This is a genomic window from Paraburkholderia sp. GAS38, assembly GCF_050434965.1.
GTDB classification, from domain to species: domain Bacteria; phylum Pseudomonadota; class Gammaproteobacteria; order Burkholderiales; family Burkholderiaceae; genus Paraburkholderia; species Paraburkholderia phenazinium_A.
On record NZ_JBNDJO010000003.1, the window covers coordinates 35,209 to 57,487 of the forward strand.

At 61.4% G+C, this 22,279-nt stretch carries 19 protein-coding genes; 10 read left to right on the plus strand and 9 right to left on the minus strand.

Annotated features, from left to right (window positions below):
* Positions 1–91: 91 nt before the first annotated feature.
* Positions 92–988: a LysR family transcriptional regulator gene (locus tag P3T42_RS07765; RefSeq protein WP_429305647.1), complete on the plus strand. Its 897-nt coding sequence runs from the start codon at positions 92–94 to the stop codon at positions 986–988.
* Between the two features lie 30 nt (positions 989–1,018).
* On the opposite strand, the gene P3T42_RS07770 is transcribed toward P3T42_RS07765, so the two are convergent.
* The 6 genes from P3T42_RS07770 to P3T42_RS07795 form a co-directional block, all read right to left on the minus strand.
* The gene (locus P3T42_RS07770; protein ID WP_429305648.1) at positions 1,019–2,503 is read right to left on the minus strand and encodes a M81 family metallopeptidase; all 1,485 of its coding nucleotides are present in this window, start codon (positions 2,501–2,503) and stop codon (positions 1,019–1,021) included.
* A 135-nt stretch (positions 2,504–2,638) separates the two neighbouring features.
* Positions 2,639–3,340, minus strand: a complete 702-nt coding sequence (locus P3T42_RS07775) for an ABC transporter ATP-binding protein (RefSeq protein ID WP_429305649.1) — start codon at positions 3,338–3,340, stop codon at positions 2,639–2,641.
* Positions 3,337–4,104: an ABC transporter ATP-binding protein gene (locus P3T42_RS07780; protein WP_074294303.1), complete on the minus strand. Its 768-nt coding sequence runs from the start codon at positions 4,102–4,104 to the stop codon at positions 3,337–3,339. The genes P3T42_RS07775 and P3T42_RS07780 overlap by 4 nt, the downstream gene beginning before the upstream one ends.
* Positions 4,101–5,150 carry a branched-chain amino acid ABC transporter permease gene (locus P3T42_RS07785; RefSeq protein ID WP_074294304.1) on the minus strand — a complete coding sequence of 350 codons (1,050 nt, stop codon included), beginning with the start codon at positions 5,148–5,150 and terminating at the stop codon, positions 4,101–4,103. Before P3T42_RS07785 ends, P3T42_RS07780 begins: the two co-directional genes overlap by 4 nt.
* Positions 5,147–6,007: a branched-chain amino acid ABC transporter permease gene (locus P3T42_RS07790; RefSeq protein ID WP_429305650.1), complete on the minus strand. Its 861-nt coding sequence runs from the start codon at positions 6,005–6,007 to the stop codon at positions 5,147–5,149. Before P3T42_RS07790 ends, P3T42_RS07785 begins: the two co-directional genes overlap by 4 nt.
* 147 nt (positions 6,008–6,154) lie before the next feature.
* Positions 6,155–7,363: an ABC transporter substrate-binding protein gene (locus P3T42_RS07795; protein WP_074294306.1), complete on the minus strand. Its 1,209-nt coding sequence runs from the start codon at positions 7,361–7,363 to the stop codon at positions 6,155–6,157.
* A 210-nt stretch (positions 7,364–7,573) separates the two neighbouring features.
* Here P3T42_RS07795 and P3T42_RS07800 point away from each other — a divergent pair, with 210 nt between their 5' ends.
* From P3T42_RS07800 to P3T42_RS07835, 8 genes are all read left to right on the plus strand, one after another.
* Positions 7,574–8,419 (plus strand): FadR/GntR family transcriptional regulator, encoded by an 846-nt coding sequence (locus P3T42_RS07800; protein ID WP_074294307.1) that lies wholly within the window; start codon positions 7,574–7,576, stop codon positions 8,417–8,419.
* 138 nt (positions 8,420–8,557) lie between these two features.
* Positions 8,558–9,004 (plus strand): hypothetical protein, encoded by a 447-nt coding sequence (locus P3T42_RS07805; RefSeq protein WP_074297052.1) that lies wholly within the window; start codon positions 8,558–8,560, stop codon positions 9,002–9,004.
* 49 nt (positions 9,005–9,053) lie between these two features.
* Complete coding sequence (locus tag P3T42_RS07810) at positions 9,054–9,752, plus strand: DJ-1/PfpI family protein (protein WP_074294308.1); 699 nt, start codon at positions 9,054–9,056, stop codon at positions 9,750–9,752.
* Between the two features lie 527 nt (positions 9,753–10,279).
* Positions 10,280–13,825, plus strand: coding sequence for a type VI secretion system Vgr family protein (locus P3T42_RS07815; RefSeq protein WP_429305651.1), 3,546 nt, complete (start codon positions 10,280–10,282; stop codon positions 13,823–13,825).
* A 94-nt stretch (positions 13,826–13,919) separates the two neighbouring features.
* Positions 13,920–15,236 (plus strand): hypothetical protein, encoded by a 1,317-nt coding sequence (locus tag P3T42_RS07820; protein WP_429305652.1) that lies wholly within the window; start codon positions 13,920–13,922, stop codon positions 15,234–15,236.
* A 1-nt stretch (position 15,237) separates the two neighbouring features.
* Positions 15,238–15,528 carry a PAAR domain-containing protein gene (locus P3T42_RS07825; protein WP_429305653.1) on the plus strand — a complete coding sequence of 97 codons (291 nt, stop codon included), beginning with the start codon at positions 15,238–15,240 and terminating at the stop codon, positions 15,526–15,528.
* Positions 15,529–15,540: 12 nt separating this feature from the next.
* On the plus strand, positions 15,541–16,950 hold the full coding sequence (locus P3T42_RS07830; RefSeq protein ID WP_429305654.1) for a hypothetical protein: 1,410 nt from the start codon (positions 15,541–15,543) through the stop codon (positions 16,948–16,950).
* A 26-nt stretch (positions 16,951–16,976) separates the two neighbouring features.
* Entirely contained in the window at positions 16,977–17,399 is a 423-nt protein-coding gene (locus P3T42_RS07835; protein WP_429305655.1) for a hypothetical protein, read from the plus strand.
* Positions 17,400–17,452: 53 nt separating this feature from the next.
* Here P3T42_RS07835 and P3T42_RS07840 read toward each other — a convergent pair whose 3' ends face one another.
* The 3 genes from P3T42_RS07840 to P3T42_RS07850 all read right to left on the minus strand — a co-directional run bounded on the left by P3T42_RS07840 (position 17,453) and on the right by P3T42_RS07850 (position 21,570).
* Positions 17,453–18,253, minus strand: a complete 801-nt coding sequence (locus P3T42_RS07840) for a family 1 encapsulin nanocompartment shell protein (RefSeq protein ID WP_074294313.1) — start codon at positions 18,251–18,253, stop codon at positions 17,453–17,455.
* Entirely contained in the window at positions 18,246–19,319 is a 1,074-nt protein-coding gene (locus tag P3T42_RS07845; RefSeq protein ID WP_143788250.1) for a Dyp-type peroxidase, read from the minus strand. Before P3T42_RS07845 ends, P3T42_RS07840 begins: the two co-directional genes overlap by 8 nt.
* Before the next feature lie 259 nt (positions 19,320–19,578).
* Positions 19,579–21,570, minus strand: coding sequence for an FUSC family protein (locus P3T42_RS07850; protein WP_429305656.1), 1,992 nt, complete (start codon positions 21,568–21,570; stop codon positions 19,579–19,581).
* Between P3T42_RS07850 and P3T42_RS07855 the strand changes: the two genes are divergently transcribed.
* Entirely contained in the window at positions 21,569–21,982 is a 414-nt protein-coding gene (locus tag P3T42_RS07855) for a hypothetical protein (protein ID WP_074294315.1), read from the plus strand. The two genes, P3T42_RS07850 and P3T42_RS07855, sit on opposite strands and share 2 nt — an antisense overlap.
* The last annotated feature ends 297 nt before the right edge of the window (positions 21,983–22,279 follow it).

Here is a 22,279-nt window from a genome sequence, read left to right on the forward strand (position 1 = left end):
TTGGTGAGGGTGTAACGACAGGATGGACTGATCCATCTGAGAGATAAAGACCTATAATTGAATACAGTGATCCATCAGTGGAGCAATCGACATGGAACTGTTGAGCTACATGCGCCTGTTTGTCGAAGTGGCGCGGACCCGGAGCTTTCGTCGGGCGGCCGAGGCGCTGGACATGCCGAATTCGACGCTGTCGCGGCATATTGCGGAGCTGGAGAAGACCATCGGGCTGCGGCTGCTGCACCGGTCTACCCGCAAGGTCGAACTGACCGAGGCGGGGGATGTGTATTTCAAGCGCTGCCAGAGCATTGTCGAGGAGGCGCGGATTGCTCATGAATCGCTGCTGGACGTGGTCGAACGTCCGAGCGGCACGTTGCGCGTATCGATGCCGGCCGATCTCGCCACCGGCTACCTCGCGCCGATTCTGGCCGATTTCGCCACGACCTATCCGCTGATTGCTTTCGAATTCGACCTGACGCCGCGGCGCATCGATCTGCAGGCGGATCCCTTCGATCTCGCGCTGCGCATCGGTCCGCCGCCTACCGCGCCTTCCATGCTGGTGGCGCGGCAGATTGCGTTGCTGCCGCGCTATCTGTATGCGGCGCCCAGCTATCTGAAGAAGGCGCCGCCGCTGACCGTTCCCGATGATCTACGCCATCACGTCATGTGTATTGCACAGGGGACGCTCAGGCAGGGCGATGTGGTGCGAACGCTTTACCGCGGCGACGAATCCGTCGAGGTGACGACGCCCACGCGCTTTGCGATGAACAGCGTCGGGCTGACCCGTTCGCTGGCGGCGCACGGGGTCGGCATCGCGGCGATGGATACTGAGCTCGCACGAGACGATGTGGACTTGGGTCGGCTGGTTCGCGTTCTGCCGGAATGGAGCCTGTCGCCCGTTCAGGTGCACGCGATTACGGAGACCCGCTTGTTGCCGGCGAGGACGCGGTTGTTTATCGAGTTTTTGAAGGCGCACCTCGGTAACGCCTGATGGCGGTTCATGGCGAGGCTTGCATGGTGCTCAGGCTTTCCACTCCGTTCCCGCATCCAACGGATAAACTGGCCGCTCCACATGCTCGAACCTGAAAAGACCATAGTCCGAACTCGTCACGCCGCGGCTATCGCATTCCACCAGTGCCGCGGCGATCGGCACAAACACCGGCCGGCAATACATGCGTGACTTGAGCAGCAGAAAGCGGGCGCGTCTCGGATCGACGCCCACGCTTTCGAACACCCCTAAGTCCCACGGCTCATGCGTGCGCTCCGTCACGACGAGCGTGGCGGCTCCGATATCGAGCACGGCGGCGCGGCCCATGAAGGCGCGTTGTCCGGTATAGGTAGGACCGCTAATGGTGTACTCGCCGTCGGTCAGTGCGCGAATCACGCCGGTCACCGTGAGTGGCCGGTGCGGTTTGACGGCTTCGCTGGCCAGCTTGTTCCCGACCGCGAGCGTGACAGTCGCCCCCGCTCCCGCAGCGTGCATGGCAGCCACCGCCTCAGGATCGCACAGCGGCCCGCTCACGACGCCTTCGAGTCCTTGCTTCAGCACCTCTTCAAGCAGATCCATCGTGTCGCATGTGCCGCCCGACATGCAGTTGTCGCCGTGATCGAGCAACAGCACCGGCTTGTCGGCACCATGAGCGAGCTTGGCCGCCTGCGCCACGGAGTCCGCCAATGGCGCGCTGCGATAGAAGAAGTCGTCGCGCTCGTCCCAGATCTGCTGCGCGATGCGTTGCGCGACCGCATCCGCTGCGGCGCGATCGCCGTCGCCCACCACCACGACGCTGATGCAGGGCGCGGCGATATCCGCGAGCGAGAAACCCGACAGCACCGACACCGCCAGCATCCCCTCCGCTTCAGCCGCGCGGGCCGCATCGACCGCGCGTTTCATCGCGCCTTCGGCGGTCGCACTACGCAGCGTATGCGTGAGTAGCGGCGGTTGCCGCCAGGCGATCACGGGCCGGGCTCGCCGGTGAATCAGGTCGAACAGCAGACGCGCGGCGTGCGCGCCGGTTTCGTACATGTCGACATGCGGATAGGTCTTGAAGCTGACGATCACGTCGGCATGGTCGATCATCTTCTGCGTGACGTTGCCGTGCAGATCGAGTGCCACGGCGATGGGCGCATTGGGCAACACGGCACGCACGCGGGCCAGCAAATCGCCTTCGCCGTCGTTCGAATTTTCCGCGACCATCGCGCCGTGCAGATCGAGCAGCACGGCATCGCAACCGGCCGCGGCGTTGACGATCGCATTGCAGATCGCGTCGTAGGCCGCCGCGGCGACGGGGCCGCTCGGGTTGGCCGACGCCGAAACCGGCGTCACGATCTGCGCATGCTCGCGTTCGGCGGCATCGATAAACGCGGCCATTGCAGTCTGCATGCCCTTGTTCTCGCGCCATGCGGCTTCGCCGTAGCTTGGGCCGTGACGGCCGAAGGCTTCGAGCGGCGTCGCGACGGGCGAGAAAGTGTTGGTTTCGTGATTCATCCGCGCGATCAGGAGCTTCATACGCATGCTCCTTCTACGCCTTGCGCGTCACGCAACGTGAGTAATGACGATGGAAACACGGCGCCGCAGCCCGGCGCATCCACGTTCGAATCATGAGCTTGCATCAGCGATTCCTTGCGATAAACAGCGCGGCGTTCAGACGACACCCACGCCCAGATAGCGGTCCTTGATCGATTCATCGGCGATGAACGCGGCGTTGTCGCCCTCGTAGACAATCACGCCCTGCTCGATGATGTAGTGCCGGTCCGCAAGTTGCGAACATACTTCGAGGTTCTGCTCGACCAGCAGGATCGCGACACCCGCTTGCCCGATCAGTTTGAGTTGCGCGACGATCTCTTCGACGATCACCGGTGCGAGGCCTTCCACCGGCTCATCGAGCATCAGCAGACGCGGATGGTTCATCAGCGCACGGCCAATGGCGAGCATCTGTTGCTCGCCGCCGGACAATTGCGCGCCGCCATTCGTGCGCCGCTCTTTCAGGCGCGGAAAGATGCGGTAGATATCGCCGAGTTGCCACGGCGAATCTTTGCGCGCGCCCAGACGCAGATTTTCCTCGACCGACAGCAGCCGGAAAATGCCGCGATGCTCTGGCACGAAGCACACGCCGCGCGCGGCGATACGATGCGGTGCGAGCTTGTGAATCGGTTCGCCCTTGAAGGTCACTGTGCCGCGCTGAGGTGTCACCACTCCGGCGATGCTCTTGAGTGTGGTGGACTTGCCCGCGCCGTTGCGGCCAAGCAGCGTGACGGTCTCGCCTTCGTCGATGCGCAGCGTCACCCCTTGCAGGATATGACTCTTGCCGTAGAAGCCGTGAATCTGCTGGACGTCCAGGATCATGCGCGGCCTCCCGTGATCATGTTGCCGAGGTAAGCGGTTCTGACGCGCTCGTCGCCGCGAATCTCGTCGGGACGGCCTTCGACTAGCACGCGGCCTTGCTGCATGACGGTGATCGTGTCCGAGATATCCATTACGATGCCCATGTTGTGCTCGATCAGCACGACCGTGTAGTCGTCGCGCAGGCCGCGAATCAACTGCTTCATGTCGTCGAGATCGTCGATACCCATGCCGGAGGTCGGCTCGTCGAGAAAGATGGCTTTGGGGCGCGCGGCGAGTGCCATGCCGACCTCGAGCCGGCGCTGCTGGCCGTGCGACAGCGCGGCCGCGGCAGTGCCCGCGAAGCGCTGCAACGCGAGCCGCTCCAGCACGCTATCGACGACGTCGGCGTGTTCGAGTGCACCGCGTGGTGGTGTCCATGCGTTGAGTGCACGTCGTGCATCGACGCCCTGCGCGGCGAGCCGCAGATTTTCGCGCACGCTCAGATTGGCGAACAGGCTCGTCACCTGGAACGAGCGCGCAACGCCGCGGCGCACGCGCTTGTAATCGGGTTCGTGCGTCACGTCGTGACCGTCGAACATGATCTTGCCCGCCGTAATCGGCAAGGTGCCGGTGAGGACATGAAACAGCGTGGTCTTTCCCGCGCCATTGGGTCCGATCACCGAATGTACGGTGCGCGGCAAGATGCGCAGATCGACCTCGGAAAGCGCCGTGAATTTGCCGTAGCGCTTCACGATGCCGCTGGCCTGCAGGATGGCGTCGCTCATGCTTGCTCCTCTGCTGAATCAGCCGGCGTGTCGCGCCGCATGGCTTGCCAGATGCGCTCGCCGAGACCCCATAGTCCACGTTGCATGAAGAGGCTTACGGCGATCAGCACCAGCCCGAGCAGCAGGAGCCAGCGCGGCCATAGGGTAGACAGCCAGTCGGCGAACAGCACGTAGAAAGCCGCCCCCAACACAGATGCAAACAGATTGCCGGTGCCGCCGATCACGGTCATCACCAGAATCATTTCGCTCGTGTGGTAGTCGATGTTCGACAAGGGCGCGATGCCGGTCATCAGCGCATGCAGTGCGCCGGCGAGACCCGTGACCGCACCCGAGATCACGAACGCCATCAACTTGAAGCGCCTCACGTCGTAACCGACTGCGGCTGCGCGCGCCTCGTTGTCGCGAATCGCCAGTAGCGTGCGGCCGAAAACAGAATGCGACACCCGCATCAGCACCCAGAACGCAAGCAGAAACAGCACCGCGACGAAGCCGTAATATTGCCATGGCGAGGTCAGCGGCACGAGTGTCTTGCCGAACAGCGACAGTGCCGGGCGGGGGATGCCGAGCAGGCCATCGTCGCCGCCGGTGAGATTGGGTGTCGTATAGGCGAGAAAGTAGAACATCTGCCCGAACGCGAGCGTCAACATCACGAAGTATGTGCCGCGTTGACGAATCGAGAACCATCCTACGAGCATCGCTGCCGCCGCGCCGACAATCATCGCGGCCGCCAGCGCCACCATTACGGGTGTGCCGTCGAGCTTCGTCAATACGATCCCCGCGGTATAGCTGCCGAGGCCGAAGAAAATCCCCTGGCCGAACGAAAGCAGACCCGTGAAGCCCAGCAGCAGATTGCAACCGAGCGCGGCCAGCGCATACACCAGTACCTCAGTGGCAAGCGAGCCGGAGCGCAACGTGAGCGGCAGGATGCAGACCACCAGCAGTGCGAGCAGGATGAAACGGTAGTGATGCAGCGCCTGTTTGAACGTGCGCCTCGCGTTCGGGGCCGAGGTGTTGTCGTGCACGAGCGTCTTCGCCGGTTCGATCATGTCGCTCTCCCGAGCAGTCCGTTCGGGCGCAGCAGAAGCACAGCGGCCATCGCAACATAGATCATGAGGCTGGCGCCCTCCGGCCACAGCGTGCTCATCACGCTTTGCACGATGCCGACCAGCAGTCCACCGACCAGCGCCCCCAGAAAATTACCCAGACCGCCCACGACCACCACCACGAAGGCGACGCTCAATGCTTCGATACCCATGAACGGATCGACACCGCGAATCGGCGCCGCGAGCACGCCCGCCAGCGCGGCGGTGGCCGCGCCCAGCGCAAACACCAGGCTGAACACGCGCAATACGTTGATGCCGAGCAGCGACACCATCTCAGTCGATTCGCTGCCCGCCCGTACCGCGCTGCCAAGGCGCGTGCCTTCGAGCACCCACCACAACAAGCCGGCCAGCACGGCGGTAAAGCCGATCACGAACAGGCGGTACTTCGGATAAACGAAGCTCCCCCAGATCACCACGCCGTTCAGCGAATCGGGCACCGGCACGTTGTTGCCGAGCGGCCCCCAGATCAGGATCACACATTCCTGCAGGACCAGCGCGAAACCCACGGTCACGAGAATGTGAAACTCGTGCTGCTGTTCGTAGACGTGTCGCAGGATCAGCTTCTCGACCACCCACGCCAGTGCGCCGACCACAATTGGCACGACGACGAGCGCGGTCCAGAAACTCATCGACCACTGCATCGCCTGATAGCAGAAGTACGCGCCGAGCAGGTAGAACGCCCCGTGCGCGAAGTTGACGAAGCGCAGCAGGCCGAAGACGATCGACAGGCCTACCGCCAGCAGGAAATACAACATTCCCACTCCGATGCCGTTGACGATCTGCAGGAGATAAACGTTCATGGCGTCCGTCGCTGAAAGTTCCGGGGCGGGCGGTGCGTGCTCTCAAACACGAAGCACGCGCCCCCGCGTTGCATCGCCGGCACATGCCGGGCGTACACCGTCAGGCGGCACACAGCCGGGCGGCACGGCGGCATGACGCGGGGCCGCTCAGGCCAGCTTGCAGCCGGTTTTGTCGAGCGGCAGGAACGACTGGCCGGAACTGACGATGTCGGCGAAGTCGTCGGCATTCTTCATCTTGTTCTTCGCCTTGCCCTTGAGCAAATAGTAATTCTTGATGACCTGATGGTCGCCTTTGCGGACTTCTTCCGGTCCCGTCAGGCCAGCGTATTTCATGCCTTCGAGCGCGGCGACGACTTTTTTCGGATCGGCCGAGCCGGCCTTGACGATGCCGTCGAGCAGGATCTTCGTGCAGATATACGAGCCCGCCAGGCTGTAGTTGGGGTTCTCCTTGAACGCCGCGTTCGAGCGTGCGACCAGATCGTGATTGAGCGGGGAGTCGATGCCGTGCCAGTACTGCGCGCCGAAGTACACGCCGTCGCAGAGGTCGGCGCCGAGCGCCTGGAATTGCTCGAGACCCGAGGCCCACGCAATCAGGATCGTGCAGTTGTTCTTCATGCCGAAGCTGATGGCCTGGCGCAGCGTATCCGAGGACTGCGAACCGAAGTTGAGGATGAGCAAGACGTCGGGCTTGGCGGCCACGGCGTTGGTCAGATAGCCGCTGAACTCTTTCTCCGCGAGCGAGTGGTAGCTGTTGCCCACATGCTCGATACCCTTTTCCTGGAACACCGCTTTCGCCGCCGACAGCAAGCCGTCGCCGAACACGTATTGCGGCGTGATGGTGTACCAGCGCTTGGCCTTGGGCAGCATCTGGATCAGCGGACGCACCGTCTGATCGATGGCGCCGAAGGTCGGCACCGACCAGCGGAAGGTGGCGCTATTGCAGTCCTTGCCGGTGATTTCATCGGCCCCCGCGGTGGTGATGAAGATGCCGCCGTCCTTTTCGACCTCGTTGCCCATCGCCAACGCTTCGGAGGACAAAATACCACCCGCGAAATAGCGCACGTTCTTCTGTTGAGCGACTTCCTGCACGCGGCGCACGGCGGTGGCGGGCTTGCCTTCCGTATCGAGCACGGTGTACGAGAGCGGCTGGCCGAGCACCTTGCCGTACTGCTCGATGGCGAGCTTCATGCCGAGATCGGCGTACTTGCCGTTGGCCGCAAAGGCGCCGGACATCGGCACGGGGCAAGCGAACTGCAGCGGCGCGCCCTGGGCAAACGCGTTGCGCGCGACCAGCGAGCCGAGCGTTCCTGGGACGGCCGACAGAGCGGCCAGCTTCAACATATTTCGGCGATTCAAAATGACGCTCCTTGGGAGAAAGAGACACGCATGCAACCGACTGCGAAACCGGGCTGGCCGCCCGCGGTCTTTTTTGACCACGCTGACGGGAATCTATTTATCATGATAAATAGAATGATCCCGATGCTAGGTACAATAAATTCGGGTGTCAATAAGGCAAAATTCCTGTCTCGCAGCGAGCCAGGGTTTTCCTAAATGGGAGCATCGAAGATGGTCATGGACCGAGCCAAGGCCGGTGTCGCGGTCGAAATCAAGCAGCAGAAGCGTCCCGATCTGGTTGCCGAGGAGATCAAGCGGCTCATCACCGAGAAGGACCTGAAGCCGGGCGACCGTCTGCCGCGCGAGGTCGAATTGCAGGCGCTGTACTCCGTGAGCAAGAGCACGATTCGCGAAGCGCTGAAGTCGCTGGAGGTGCAAGGCCTCATCAAGGTGACGACGGGGCCCAACGGTGGCGGCATGGTGGTGGAGGTGCCGCTGGATCGCACGCTGCAGTTGCTGCAGAACTATCTGTTCTTCAAGGACGTGACGATCGACGACATCTACACCGTGCGCAAACTGCTCGAACCGGAACTCGCGGCGGGTGCGGTGCCGCATCTCACCGAGCAGGATTTCGTCGCGCTCGAGGCGAGCATTGCCTGTTGCGATCGGCCGGCGTCGGGGCATGGTGTGGGCGGTATCCTGAAGCAGCGCCAGGAGGACGTGAATTTCCACGACATCCTTGCAGCTGCGAATCCGAATCCATTTCTGCGCTTCAGTTGCGAGCTGATCAACGAAATGATCCGTCAGTTGATCGAGTTTCGTAACGATACTCCGGAGTCCGAACATCAACGGTTTGGCGAGGCCAATGTGAAGATTCACAAGGCCATTACCAGGGCGGCGCGTGCCCGCGATGTCGAGAAGGTGCGCGAACTGATGGTCACTCATATGACCGAGGCGCCGCGCTACGTCAAACGTATGAAGGGTAAGCTGCGCGGCAGGCTGATTCTCGACTCGGAAATCCGCAAAAAGCTGCGAACGCGAAGCGCTGCGCCGGTAGTGGATGCTGAGGAGGATTGACGGCGTGGGCGGGGAGTCGTGTGAGTAGTGACTTTTGCGACCTGTGGGGCACGAATCGTGCTGGTAGACGGTGGCAGGATGGCCGCGCTGCGTCCGGCGGCCTTCCATCTGCTTTCCCATCAGGAAGGAGCCGTATCCATGAAACGCCCAATACAGCCGCTTTTATGCATTGCGATGGCCCTGGCGGCGATGGCCGCCTTCTCGCCCGTCATCGCAGTTGCCGATGATGCGCCGTCCCCGTGCGCGGCCCTGAAACGAATCGTCGCCGCTGCGCCGGATGGTTTTACCGGTCTGAGTCCGGCGGAAGTGAATGGCGTTGCCCAGCCATACGGCGACGACGCGCAGTGCAACGCGAGCCACGATAGTTACCAGTGCCTGTGGACGCCGCATCACGACGCTGGGTCGAGCGCGGACGCGCTGCAGTCGGTCGCAGCGGATGTCGCCTCCTGTTTGCCCGAGGCAACCCACGATCTGAATACGCCCGCTCGTCAGCATTTCTATGTGGGTCCGCGCGATAAACGTACGCAGATCACCGCGACCACCGCAGGTCCGAACAAGCTCAAGCTGACGGTGTCGGGCAAGTGACGGGCTGAGTCCGCTAGACTGTATGGGTCAAGTTCCGGAGAACCGCTCGATGACCCAGCCTTTTACCGTCGTGATTCCCATCTATCCGCGCGTGACCCACCTGGACTTCACCGGTCCACATCAGGTGCTGGCGTTCACGCCGGGCGTCAACGTGATCGTGGCGTCGGCCGGCGGCAAGCCGGTCAATGCGGACGGCCTGACGTTTAGCGACCTCGCGCGTCTTGAAGACATCGAACGTTGTGACGTGGTGTGCGTACCCGGTGGCGGCGGTGTCACCGATGCCATGCAGGACGACGTCTTTATGCATCACGTGCGGCGCCTGGCGCTCGGGGCGCGCTATGTCACCTCCGTGTGTACAGGGTCGCTGGTGCTCGGCGCGGCGGGGTTGCTGGAGGGCAAGCGTGCCGCTTGCCATTGGGCGTGGCGGGACATGCTGTCGCTGTTCGGCGCGATCCCTGACGATGCGCGCGTGGTGCGGGACGGCAACGTGATCACAGGAGGCGGCGTGACGGCGGGGATCGACTTTGCACTGACGCTGGCTGCCGAGCTGACCGATGAGCTCACGGCCCAGTCCGTGCAGCTTGGGTTGGAGTACGCGCCGCAGCCGCCGTTTCAAGCCGGGCGTCCGGAGACGGCGCCGGCTGCGGTGCTTGAGCGGGTGAAGGCGCGCAACGCGCAGAACCATGCGGCGCGTCGGCCGGCTGCGGAGAAGGTGGCGGCGGAGTATCGGCGGGTGGGGCCGCGGTAGGGGGTGGGTGTGGTGCGGTTGATGCAGCACGCTAGAACTCCTTTGCATCAATGGGTTGGTGCGCTTGCTCTTGGGTTATCCACAGGCTTATGAACGTTATCTGTGGATAAGCTTCGCGGCTCACGTGCTGTATGAGGCTGACAGGATGCGGCGTCTGCAATCAGGCGCGGGTCCTGGTTTCTCCTTGGTTCGGTTTTGTCGGGTACTTTTGTTATTGGGCGGCTTCGGTCGCCCATTTTTTTATCTGTATTCCTTAACGTTCACGCTGCTTGGTCTTACGATAACCGCGGTGTTGCCGTAGCACGGCTAGACCCTACTCTCTTGGGGCGGCGTTCGCCGCCCTCTCTTTTGCAAGTCACTTGATGAACCAGGGTGAATCTGGATTTTAGAGATGCCAGACGGTACTACCATGCGGGACGTGACGCGTCATCTCGCTACACATCTATCTTTGGAGGGCCTTTTCGGCGCTCCTTTTTTTTGACAGTCGGCGCCTTGGATTTTTCGTAACGTTTCGCAAAAAGACAAACATGGATAGGGCGGAATCTGATCGTTTGAGGATGTATCTGACAGGACGGCAATCTGCGCACCTGAAACTGATGCCACGCAAGCCGCAGACTGACCGGGAGACCGGCAAGTCTCCCATGCCTGTGGTGTCGGTCGTATCGTGGGAGGTGCACGAAGAAGTCTGCGAGCCGTACCGTATCAAGGCTGTGATTGCAACATCGGGACCTGTCAGCAGGAAGAAGGTGCTCGGACAGATCGCGGAGTTCTCCATCCAGCCGGAAGACGGGCGTGGACGGCGGCAGTTCAACGGCTTTGTGTCGCGCTTCGATCTGGTATCGGAATCGCGTGACGGTTGCACCTACTGCGTGGTGATCCGCCAGCGACTCGCTGTCCTCGACGGCCCGAGCAACTGCGTGACGTACCAGCAGAAGGCGTCGTGGGAAATCATCAAGTCGATTCTTGAGCGCCATGAAATCCGCTTCTGGATGCAGGTGGAATTTCGCCTCAGGCGTGAACATCCGAAACACGACTTCCGGTTCCAGTTCAACATGGGGGATTGGGATTACATCAGGCTTGAAATGGAACAGGCTGGCCTGTTCTGTTTTACGACGACCGGCAAGCATGGCGAAGTGCTGGTGATTGCCGATGACATCGACGGCTACGAGCGTCCTCCCATGGTGGTGCCTGACCGTCCCACTGCGGGGTTGTCGACGTTCGAGGAGGCGATCTTCTCCTTTAGGATCCGCACCCGGACCGTGCCGGAGTCCTTTGCCGTTGCCGATTACAACCCGGAAAGTGCGTGGGAAGTTCTGCGCAACGAAAGCCGCGTTGTACCGGACGACGGGACGATGGTTGGTATGCCTTACGTGTGGGGCACACATCACGGAGATACGGCAGGTGCGAAGCGTGAAGCGCTGTTGCGGCACGAGTCGGCGCTTGTCCGGCAGGTCAGTTACAAGGTCAAGTCAACCGTGCTCGCGATCCGGCCCGGCTGTATCGTGCGGTCGGACAGACTACTTGAAGATGCACCCCGTGGCATGTTTGTCACGAAGGTTGTGCATAGCGGTGCGCGTTCCGACAGCTACATGAACCGCTTCACCGCCATTCCTGCCGACCGTCCCTACCGGATGCGTATGGACGATGGCCGGTGGCCAAAAATACACGGGACATTGGGCGCGACGATCTGCTCTCCTGACAAATACAAATTCGCCTACCTGACCGACAAGGGCGAGTATATCGCGCGCTTTCACTGCGACTTCGGCACCTGGCCCAAAGGCGCGGAGAGTGTGCCGCTGCGGCTGGCGAAGCCTTTTGCCGGCAAGAACCATACGGGCCTGCACATGCCCGCAGTGGATGGGGATGAAGCCCTGGTCGGCTTCCGTGAGGGCAACCCAAACAAGCCAATCCTGGTGGGATTCGTCCACAACAGCCAGCGTCCTGATCTCGTCAACTCGTCGCGGCGGCGCATGTCGCGTAACGAGATCCGCACGCAGTCAGGCAACAAGCTGTGGATGGATGACTGGGACAACCAGGAAGGCATTGAACTCAGCACGGAGCATTCGGGCCGTTCGCAGCTCAACCTCGGCTTCATACCGGACCGTGAACTGAAGGAGCGTGGCGCGGGCGCAGAACTGCGGACGGCGGGACACCTGGTCGGGCGCGGCGGAGCAGGCGTGATGCTGTCGGCCTATAACCAGGCCGGTGGTAACGGCAAGGTGCTGGACACGTCGGAGACGCAGGCGCAACTGAAGAACCATCAGGCGCTGTCTGTATCTCTGGCGAAATCCGCTAGCGCCTCAAAGGCGGCGCCGGCCGATACCGTTGCACAGCGGGCGATCAGCGATGCCTTGGACGAGTTTAGACAGCCGGGTGCGCTCGTCACCGCGCCTGGGCCGGCTGGCGTCGTATCAGGCGACGGAGTGCATCTTGCCGCCGACGGTTCGATTATCGGTACCGCAAAGAAGGGTGTGCATTTCAGCACGCTCAAGCGATTCACCGTGGCTGCGCGTGATCTGGTATCCGTCTTCTCGCAGAAAGGCATGAGCCTGATCGCGGCAGCGGGCGCGGTTGTCGTGCAGGCCCAGCGCGGATCGATGCAGTTTGCGTCACAGAACGACATGACCGTTGAGACGGTGGATGGCGTGCTGCAGATGAAGTCTTCGAAGGAGATCGTGCTGAATGTCGGTGGCTCGTATGTGCGCATGACGCCGGATGGGATCGAATTCGGTTCGCGGGGTCGCGCCGTGTTCAAGACAAGTGGCTTGAAGAAGGTGGGTCCCGCACAGATGGACCTGGGTGGCGCGGCGTTCGCGCCGGTCTTTGTGCCGTTCACGACTGGATGTGAAGTGTGGAGGACTAACCCGGACTTCGTATCGCCGCCAGCACCGGTGCCCGAGGTCAATGAGTCGCTTTGGGAATCGCTGGGTAATACGGTAGGTGTTGTACCTGCGCCTGCTCCGCCGCTTGCTGGGAGCAAGATAAGCGGTTTCTCACCATTTGATGGAAAGTCGTCAAATGTGGATTCAAACGTGCCTAAGGCCAAGGTCACGTTAAACAGTCCCGACGATCAGACGCAAAGTTACGTTGCACCCGATCCAATCAAGCTCGCAAATGCGGCTCCCTGCGACTGGAAGATCTCGGACGTAAAGGCCGATGTTAGTGAGCATATCGAAGCCAAGTCGTATTGGGGCATGCTGGGCAACCGGAGTCCGTGGAAGGATGGTCGCGGAAACCAGATCAGAGGTGGTGGTTCAAGGGATTCGAACTTCGAATTTGCGTACAGCGAGCAGGACAAGGCGATCACCTGCACTGTCAGGGTGATGCTAATCCCGATGGATTTGTTTCCGGTCGATGCCACTGGAAATCGTGATCTTACGGTTGTGCCGCAAACTGTCCCATATGAGACGACCACTCACTGGAAAATGATGCCCGGTTCCACGGTCAATGGTGTGAAGATGGACTATCGCGATGCAGTCGGGGATCAATATGATGTCGGCGCGCTAAAGAGTCGTATTGAGGCTGTGCTGAACCACGGTGGCTACAAGTTGATCCTGGACGGTTGCTCCAAGGGCGCTGCATGCGGATGCCGGGTAAAGGTTAATTTCAGGGTTGATCTCCGCGTATCGGTCAAGGGTGTGTCCATTGCTGGATTTAATCCGCATGTTTCGAATCACCTTTTTCCGACCGTTCTTCGGGCAGATACGTCATCCTGGGGGGAGAGGCATAAATATGAGTACAACAATAAGATTTTCGACTATCCGCAGGCGAATGTCGAGGCACATGAATGCGGGCATTATTTTAATTTCCCCGATGAGTACTACGACCAGGGTGGCTGGCTTCACGAGTCTTATATAAAGGACGAGCAGATCGATTTTTCGCTGGTCGATGCGAAAGCAGGAACCATGGCATGGCAAGCGCATTCGCCGACAAATCTGATGGGTGACGGTGCCAATGCACCGTTGCAATCGGGCAGTGTTACTGCAAGTATCAAGCCTTATTACCTGGAATATGTGCGACGTCAATTTTCGCTTTCTACAAGCAGGTTGTGGAGGGTTGGCCATGATTCGTAATTTTTGGCGTATCGCATTGGGCATCCTGGCAATCTCCCCGTTGGTTCTGGTGGGGTGTGCAAACGGAGGGAGTGTGAATAGGGAGAAGCACGCTATGCAATTTAGCTACACGACAAATGGCGCGGCGGATGGCAGCGTTAATACCTATGGAAACAATGAAATATCTGTCTTGGGTGAGATGTTGCGGGTCCAGATTGGTGATTCAATTAACAACCGGAATGCAAGCGGAATCGGGATATATGAGTTGAAACTGTCAAACCAGAATTTGGAAGAGGCCAGGAAGCTTGCGGAGCTGCTGTGCTCACCGAAAGATCCGAAAAGCGATGTACCGATCCCCGATCTTTACGTCGCAAAATGTGGTGGAGAGATCAGGAGCAGTTACGTGAAGGATTTTAGTCGTCCTGTTGCTATCAAGATTGCTGATCTGGTGGATTCGCTAAGAAATGCAGGCGTTCAGGATGGACGGAAGCTCGTGAAGCTCGACATTTCACTCTTTTCCATTGAGCGCGCCACGGATGGATTTCTGGTGTCCGTCAGGTTTATCAATAGCGGAGACCACCCGATCAGGTTTAAGACGCCGGATAAGTGGGATACCAAAGTTGGCAGGCGTATGGATATGTTGGGTGTTAGCGGCTCGCGTGCAGGTTCCCGTGAACCTGAATTTGGTCTTGGGCTGGCCGGCCAGCCTCTTGTCGATCCAAAGCAATTTCCTGATGATCAGGTCAATCTTGCGCCGCACAGCTCCGTGGTTTTGAAAGTGAAGGCCGGTTCCATCGATAAATTCTCTGCTGGTGACTACAGTTTGGATGTCGGTGTATTTATGAACATGGAGGTCACTGGAATCCAGTCCAGCCTTGTGCGCGTCGATTTTCAGTCGGACTCCAAGAATCCAACTCACGTTACCTTCGACCGCGACTATCCTTCGACGCCGCAGGAGCGCGAGCGGTGGGAAGCGTACCAGAGGACCCGCCTGTCATATTTTCCGGTCAACCCCGGCGAGACTTTCGCCGAGGACGGCCTATATCGCGCGGTACGCACCGGTGGAGATTCCCGCAGCCTGCAGCTCGTACCCTTCAAGGCCGGGGACGTTGCCACGAGAGACAACGTGAAAATGCTGATGGCGTCCGCCAGCGGCACCGAGTTCGACGGTCCAGTGCAATGGATATGGGAGGGCAGCGCACCGACGCCAGTCAGGCAGTGGTCGTTCGACATGACTGAAGGCACGGAACACTTCTGCAAGCCACGCACCGTTTGCCCGCGCAGTGGCTGCTGGCTTGCACGTGTCTATTCACGCAGTTTGTCCACCGGCGAGTCGTACCGCTACGACCTCGCGGGCATCGTCACCCGGCGACGTGGCGAAAGCATGCCTGCCGCAGCCGAAGGGACCGAGTGGGAATGGCTGGGAGTCTGACGTGAGCGAACGCGCCTGCATTCTCCGCCTGGACCGCACTACGGCAAACGGCACCGTACTCGACGGCATCGACGGCGTTGGCCCCGTTGAACGCGGCATGAGCTACCTCGGGGCGCGCGTGCAGTGTCCCGCGTGTGGCTCGATCGGACTCATCGCCGCGAGTGGCCCGCGTTCAGAAGATGACGCGATGGACGGCAAGCTGCCTGCGCTTGAGGACGACTTCTGCCGTTGTCGCTGCAGTCCGCCTCCGACGCTGATTGCCTCGCAGCGCGTCTGGACCTACGGAAGCTGACACGGAGGAAGGATGAAGTTTCGCTGGGATCAGGTGATACCGGACGAGAAGGAGGCGAGCGAGCCGCCACCTATCTGGATTTATCTCGTGCTGTTCATTGCAGTGGAGTGCGTTGCGCTAGCGCTTACCGTGGCTACGTGGCCCACGGGCAAGCCAATCGCGCCAAAGGAATTTTTACGAGGAGTCCTGCTGATCGGGCCGGTCTTCTGGGGGGCGGTATGCGCGTTCGTCTACTACGGTGCCCACGGAATGTACGCGTTCGACGCAGCCGTTTTCAACCAGGAGGGCTGGCGACTGCGCAGGTCGTGGCAGTACGAAAGCCGCTCTGGCGTCGCCGTGCTGGACAGTGTGGTGCTCGCACCAGAACCTGATCTGGCGGAACGCATGCTGAGCCTGGACGGTACGCCGCCACAGAATCCCGGCAAGGTCATGGCGCTCGACATGAATGAGACGGGCGCCGAATCCAGGTTGTATGCCGTGCTGAAAGAGTTGCTGATGCCGCTCGCACCCAAACTGGCCGCAGCCATGCACAGCAATTCGTTTCAACTGATGATGCAGGGCGACCGGGACGAATCGTCCGACATCATTCACGCCGTATGGAAGAAACTGGAGCTGCCGGGCGCACCGGATATCGTGTGCATGCGGCCTACGACGGAACCGAAGTTCGCGGAAAGGTGGTTCCCGGCTGACTGTGGGCCGTACCACCGCCTCGTGCTGGCGTGGCATCTGAATGATGCTGGCCCGGAGGTGGCAGAGGACTATTCGGAATTCGCCGTGGCACTACTGCTCGGGTCGTCCCAACTCATGTACGACAAACGTGACAAGCTCCGGGCGCAGGCGTGGCTGCTACGAGGGATCGCAACGGAGGCCGATCAGGTCGAAGACGCGCTAACGCTGCTGCTTCAGGCCGGGCAGGTGGAGACGAAACGCATCCGCCATTTCTGGCATAGCCGTCTGAAAGGCCTCGCGCGGCACGCAACCTTGGGTGCGATCAGGGACAGCGGTCTGGAAGTCTCCGGGCATGCACTTGAGCCGGCCATCGGGCCGCAGGCTCCAATGTCGCGGTGGCTGCTGTATGCGCTCGCGGCACGGATGGCGTATTTCGGACAGGGCGCGCAGCTCGTGGCGCAACCAGGGGAGAAGGGCGTCATGCTTAGTCTCGCTGTGAGGGAGCCGCAGCCGGTGAATGCACCATGGAAGGACAGCTATGGGTACTGGATCATCCCGACTGCCGAGTTTGTCTTTATCTCGCTGTCGATGATTGGCCTGTTGCTGCTCGACAGCGGCAGCGGGTCAAGCGGTCCCGATACCACGATCGCCGTTGCGTGGCCGCTTCTGATCGCCGCATTTTTTGTGGAGAGATACCTCCGGTCCAGGCGTCTTGTTGAAGACTTCTGGAGCCTGTATCGCAGGGAGGCATGATGGCGCGCTCCCGGCAACTGAGGCGGATGCGCATTCTGCTGGTCCCGCCTTTCGTCAAGTTCGCGTGGGCAGGCATGCTCATACTGGCCATCTACATCAACGTGGTGGGATGGTTTGCTGCGGAGGACCTGGGTGATCCGGCATGGGCGCAATACCCGCTGATCCTGCTGGGTTTCACGGTGGGGTTCATCGCGGACGACCTGTGGTGTCGCTGGCAGTATGGCGTTGCCCATGCGCTGCACTTCGAGGACGTGATTGACGGGGTATGTCCCGACACGGAACACGAAATCTGCGAAGCAGCAGTGTGGCGTTGGTATGTGAAACAGGGCAGGCCGTGGCGGATCAGGGCGAACCGCGAGCGCCCGCAGGTGCGCTTCGCTGATGCGTGGCAGCGCATGGAAGCGTACCAGCGGGCGATGGAGCGTGCCGTAAGGAATCACAGGGTGTGATTTGCCCACACCCTTGTGAACGATTCCCGTGAAGAACTTCGCCTAGTGCCCCCTCACTCCGGCAACACCGCCACCGAAGCCTCACTCGTCAGCAACAGGAACGTCAACGTCTCCTGCAGATACAGCTTAACCACCTGATCCGTATGGCTAAGATAGCCAATGGACAGATCCTGTCCAATATGCAGATCGAAGTCCCCACCGCGCGTGGACAGCACACTCCCGCCGTCAATCGCCGGCGCCCAGATAATCTCGCCGTTCACCAGCCGCTTGATATGCTCGAGCACCGGGTAACCCTGATCGCTCGCTTCGCTAACCGCGGTATAAGCATCAGCCCCCAGCAAAACCGAATAAGGACCATCGACCCCCGCAAGCCGCAACTGCTCGAGCGCCTTCGCGATCACAGCCGGATAGCCGCTCACGTCAGCCGGTAAGCTCAGCTTAGGATTCGACGACCCTTCGCGGATCCCAACAATATTCGCCGCCTTATAGCCATCGAAAATCGCGCGGTCCTCGGCATACGCCAGTTGTTGCGCGGCATCTTTCGCCGGCTGCCAGTCCGAGTCTTCCGCGCCATGCTCCACGTCGTCAATCGCTTCGCGCGTCAATTCAAACGGCACGCGCAGTTCCACCAGCGCTTTCACTTCGCGTTGACGCGCGCTGATGCCGGCCTGCGGCGGCGCGATGGTGGATTGATGACCCGTGCCCACGGCGGACAGACTCGCGCCCCCAGGGCCTTGCAGATCGACCACGCGGCGACCCGCCACCGAGCGCTTGAAGGTTCGTGCGACTTCTTCCTCGATCTGCGACCAGGCGGCCGAGGATATGGGGGCGAGTTCGCGATGCAGGTTATTCATGTTGAGGTGCTCCTTTGAGAGAGCCGATGTTCAGCGAACCATCGCTGAGAGCCTCGGCAGACGGCAGGGATTCGGACGTATCGGTTGCGCTCGCAACCGTCGAGGGACTGCGCTCGGCCAGCGCCTCAAGCAGGGGCGCCGAAGGCACGAAGAACAGGCCGCCCGTGACAGCGCGGCTAAAGTCGAGCAGGCGGTCGTAGTTGCCGGGCGGACGGCCGACGAACATGTTCTCCAGCATCTGCTCGATCGGCGCAGGCGAGCGTGCATAGCCGATGAAGTAGGTGCCGAACTCGCCGAAGCCCGGCCGTCCAAACGGCATGTTGTCGCGCAGGATCTTGACCTCTTCGCCGTTCTCGTCGAGCGTCGTGAGCGAACTGTGCGACGAGCTCGGCTTCACCGCGGCGTCCAGTTCGATATCGGCGAGCTTGGTGCGGCCAATAATGCGCTCCTGCGTTTCCACCGAGAGCGCATTCCAGCCCGTCATATCGTGCAGATACTTCTGCGTCAGCACGTAGCTGCCGCCGGCAAACCCGGGATCTTCCGCACCGACCACCGTGAACGTGACAGCCTCGTGACCGGTCGGATTCTCAGTACCGTCCACGAAGCCGATCATGGCGCGTTGATCGAAATTACGGAAGCCGTGCACTTCGTCGATCGTGGTCACGGCGGTGGCAAGCCGGCCCATCAGCTGCGTGGCCAGTTCAAAGCACAGGTCCATCTGATTGGCGCGGATGTGCAGCAGGATGTCGCCGGGTGTCGCCACCGCGAGCCGCTCGCCGGAGCCGAATTCGCGGAACGGGTGCAGACCGGCCGGGCGCGGGGCGCCGAACAGCGCGTCCCAGGCCTCTGAGCCGAACCCGCATACACAGGAGAGGCCGCCCGCCGGCACGCGCTTGCCGACCGAGCGCACCAGCGCGGCGATATCGGCGCACCACGCGCGCACGGTTTCGCGACTGGCGGGGTCGGGGTTGACGGTTGCAACAATGAAGATGGCACTGGGGGTTACCTGCACGGACACGGCTTGCGGTTCGTGGGTGACAGCAGCAGGGATCGGAGTATCGGACATCGCTTCGGCCTTTCAGGGCTGACAGGTCAGGGAGGGGTGGCACAGGGCGCGCTCGGCAACAGCATAGCTCACCCAAGGCGCCGCAGAACGCCAAGGGTAGCAGGGAGCGGGATTTAATGCGTGGCGGATCCAGGCGCTGAAGCCGATCGGGTCTTCGGGAGAACGTCGATAGCGCTATGCGGTGCGTGCTGTGAGGGATACGCGGCGGGGTGCCAGTCGCAAATCTGGTCGCCTCCCGCGCGTTGAGCTTGGTCTGGTCCTACGCGCTTCGGGTTCTTAACGCCCAGTTCAAACGCTTTTGCATGCTGGCGTTCGGATGAGCGAGGCGGTCGGCGAGCTGGGCCACGGCGCCGTCCAGTTGCGCCAGGGTTTGCGCATGCTGATGGCCTTGATGAGCCGTCACACTCGCTGTATTGCCCGCTGTCTGGATCGGGTCGTCCGTGACAGACGACACAGCGGCTCCGTCGTAACGGGCAATCATGGCGTCGAGCCGCGCGAGAATCGACGCGGCGTGCGCGGCGCCGGCATCCTGCGACGCAGTATCGTCATCGTGTCTCGCCGGATAGTCTGTATCGTCCGGTCGGCTCAGCACGCGTGCCCAATGCAGACAGCTCAACAGGGAACCGGTCGCGAGTTCGACGCCAGGATTCCACACGAACACTCGTTGCGTTTGCAACGGTCGCAATGCGACGCGCAGGTCATGCCAGCTTCGGTCCAGCGTGCGCATCGCCGTACTCGCGTTGGCGGCGTCCGGTTGGGCGCCGGTTTCCGTGGCGAGCCGTACCACTTGCCAAAGCGCCGCGAGCACGGCGGCGATCCGCGCTTCGACGTGGCGCGTGGCCGCGAGCGGCATCATCAGGATCGCGACCGCAAACGAAACGATGCAGCCCACCATCACTTCCTCGATGCGCAACTGCACGAGCGGTCCCATTGCAAAGCCCAGTTGTCCGTAGACGAGCCCGACCAGCACCGTGATAAAGAACACCCCCGGCGCATACGCATTCAGGATGTAATAGGCCCAGCCGAACACGCACACCACCATGGCCGCGATCATCAGCAGCGGGGCGTCGTGCAGGGTGGTTGCCAGCAGCATGCTGGCGAGCGCGCCGGCCAGCGTTCCGGCAAGCCGTTGCGCGCCACGATAGACGGTGTCGGCGCGCGAGCGGGTGCCGAGAAACACGACGAAGGTCGTGATGACCGCCCAGAACCAGCGCTCCGGCGAGAGCGAGTGGCCGATCGCCATGGCGAGCAAGGCCGCCGTGGTGGCACGCGCCGCCGGTAGCCAGGCGAGCCTCGCGCGGATCTCGGCGAACCATGCGGCGGCGCTGTTCATGCTGCGTGTTGCGGGCTGCGTCCGCGAGATGCGCCTCGGTCCGGCAGCTTGCCTGAGCCGTTCGATGGCACGGCGTAGCGGTTCAGTACTCGCCGCTTCCGAGGGGGCCGAGCCGAACGTCATCTGCCCGGCTGCCACTTCCAGTTCGACGAGCCGTTCGCGTAGCGTGGCCGCGTCAGGCGGATTCAGCAGCGCGAGTTGCTCTTCGAGCGCGAGCGCTGCCGCGTTCAGTTCGGAGACCTCGGCGACTTCAGAGACTTCGGCGACGCGAGCGGCCGTGGCCATGCCCTGCGCTGGCGATAGCGCTTGCACTTGCGCAGCGCGAACCGCGGCGGCCAGCACGCGCTCCGCTCGCAGCGTGACGGTGTGGATCGCCAACTGCAGAGTCCGCGCCGCCCGCATGGGGACGATCACGCGTCCGACGAGCGCCACCATCGCAGGACCGACCATCGACAAGGCAACGGATTGCGCCGCTTCGACGGCAGTCGGGTGCAGATACAGCCCGAGATAAAACATGACGACGCCGATCATGGCGCAGCCGAGCGCGCGCGGACCGCAAGCCTGGCACAGCATGCCGCTGAACATGACGAGCAGAAAGCCGGCGTCGCCCGCAAGCGGATAGCGGCTCAAGGCAGCGGCCACGGCAAAGTTCGCGCAGCCGCACAGATAGAGGTAGAACAGGGTGACGAACCACGCGCTGCGGCGTGCGTCGCGCACGAACAGTGGCGCGATCATGCTGAACAGGACGCCGAGGGCGGCGAGGGTGATTGGCTGGTGATGACCGGCCGTCCATGCGACGCAGGCGATGCCGCTCAACAGGCTGGCAAGGGCGACGCGCAAGGCGATGTGGAGGCGTACGAGTCCCGGGTCCGCAACCAGCAGGCGGCCGGCGACGCGTGAGAACGCGACAGCAATCATGATCGATGATATCCAGGCTAATAGTCCAGACCGGCTTTTGGCCGACTGCGACAGGGCGGGCATCAAGCCCGCCTGCTTCAGATCGCCGAGCTGGACTGTTAGCCGGGATCACCAGCTAACAGCCCGTTCGACGACGAACGACAACCCCGCGCATGACCGCATCGGCCGCAGCGAAAAGCTCCTGCGGAGCGGCGGCATGTTCGGGTTTTCCCGGATCATATCTGGTCAAAATTCGCTGTGTCCAGCAAAGCAAGTCAAATTAGCCGTATTTTCCGTAGGGATATTGAAAGTAACGGCAGCCCGGGACCGGACGCATGACTACATGCAGGACGGCGTGACGGGCCCCGAAATGCGTCAGAAGACCCCAACCCACGCACGTCTCCCGAAGGGCGCGTCGCAGTCGCGAGCGTGAATCGCAAAAGCGAAAGTTCGTCGCTCCGCAAGAGTATTTAATATGCCTTCCTAATCAAATAAACCACTCCGGTTTTACATCGGAACGATTTCCAGTTTCTTTGCATGTTGCGTTGCGCCAGCGGCTAAACTACGCGCCTTCCATGCAAAACGTTGCGCTTTCAACGAGGGTGGCAAAGCGGGGAAATGACTGCATTTAAGGCCTTGCCGCGAAGTCAATCCTGAGTATTGCATCGCTCCAGGTTGGCATTTCACAACGCTTTTCCCACTTCGCGTCCACTCCCAATGGACGACCTGG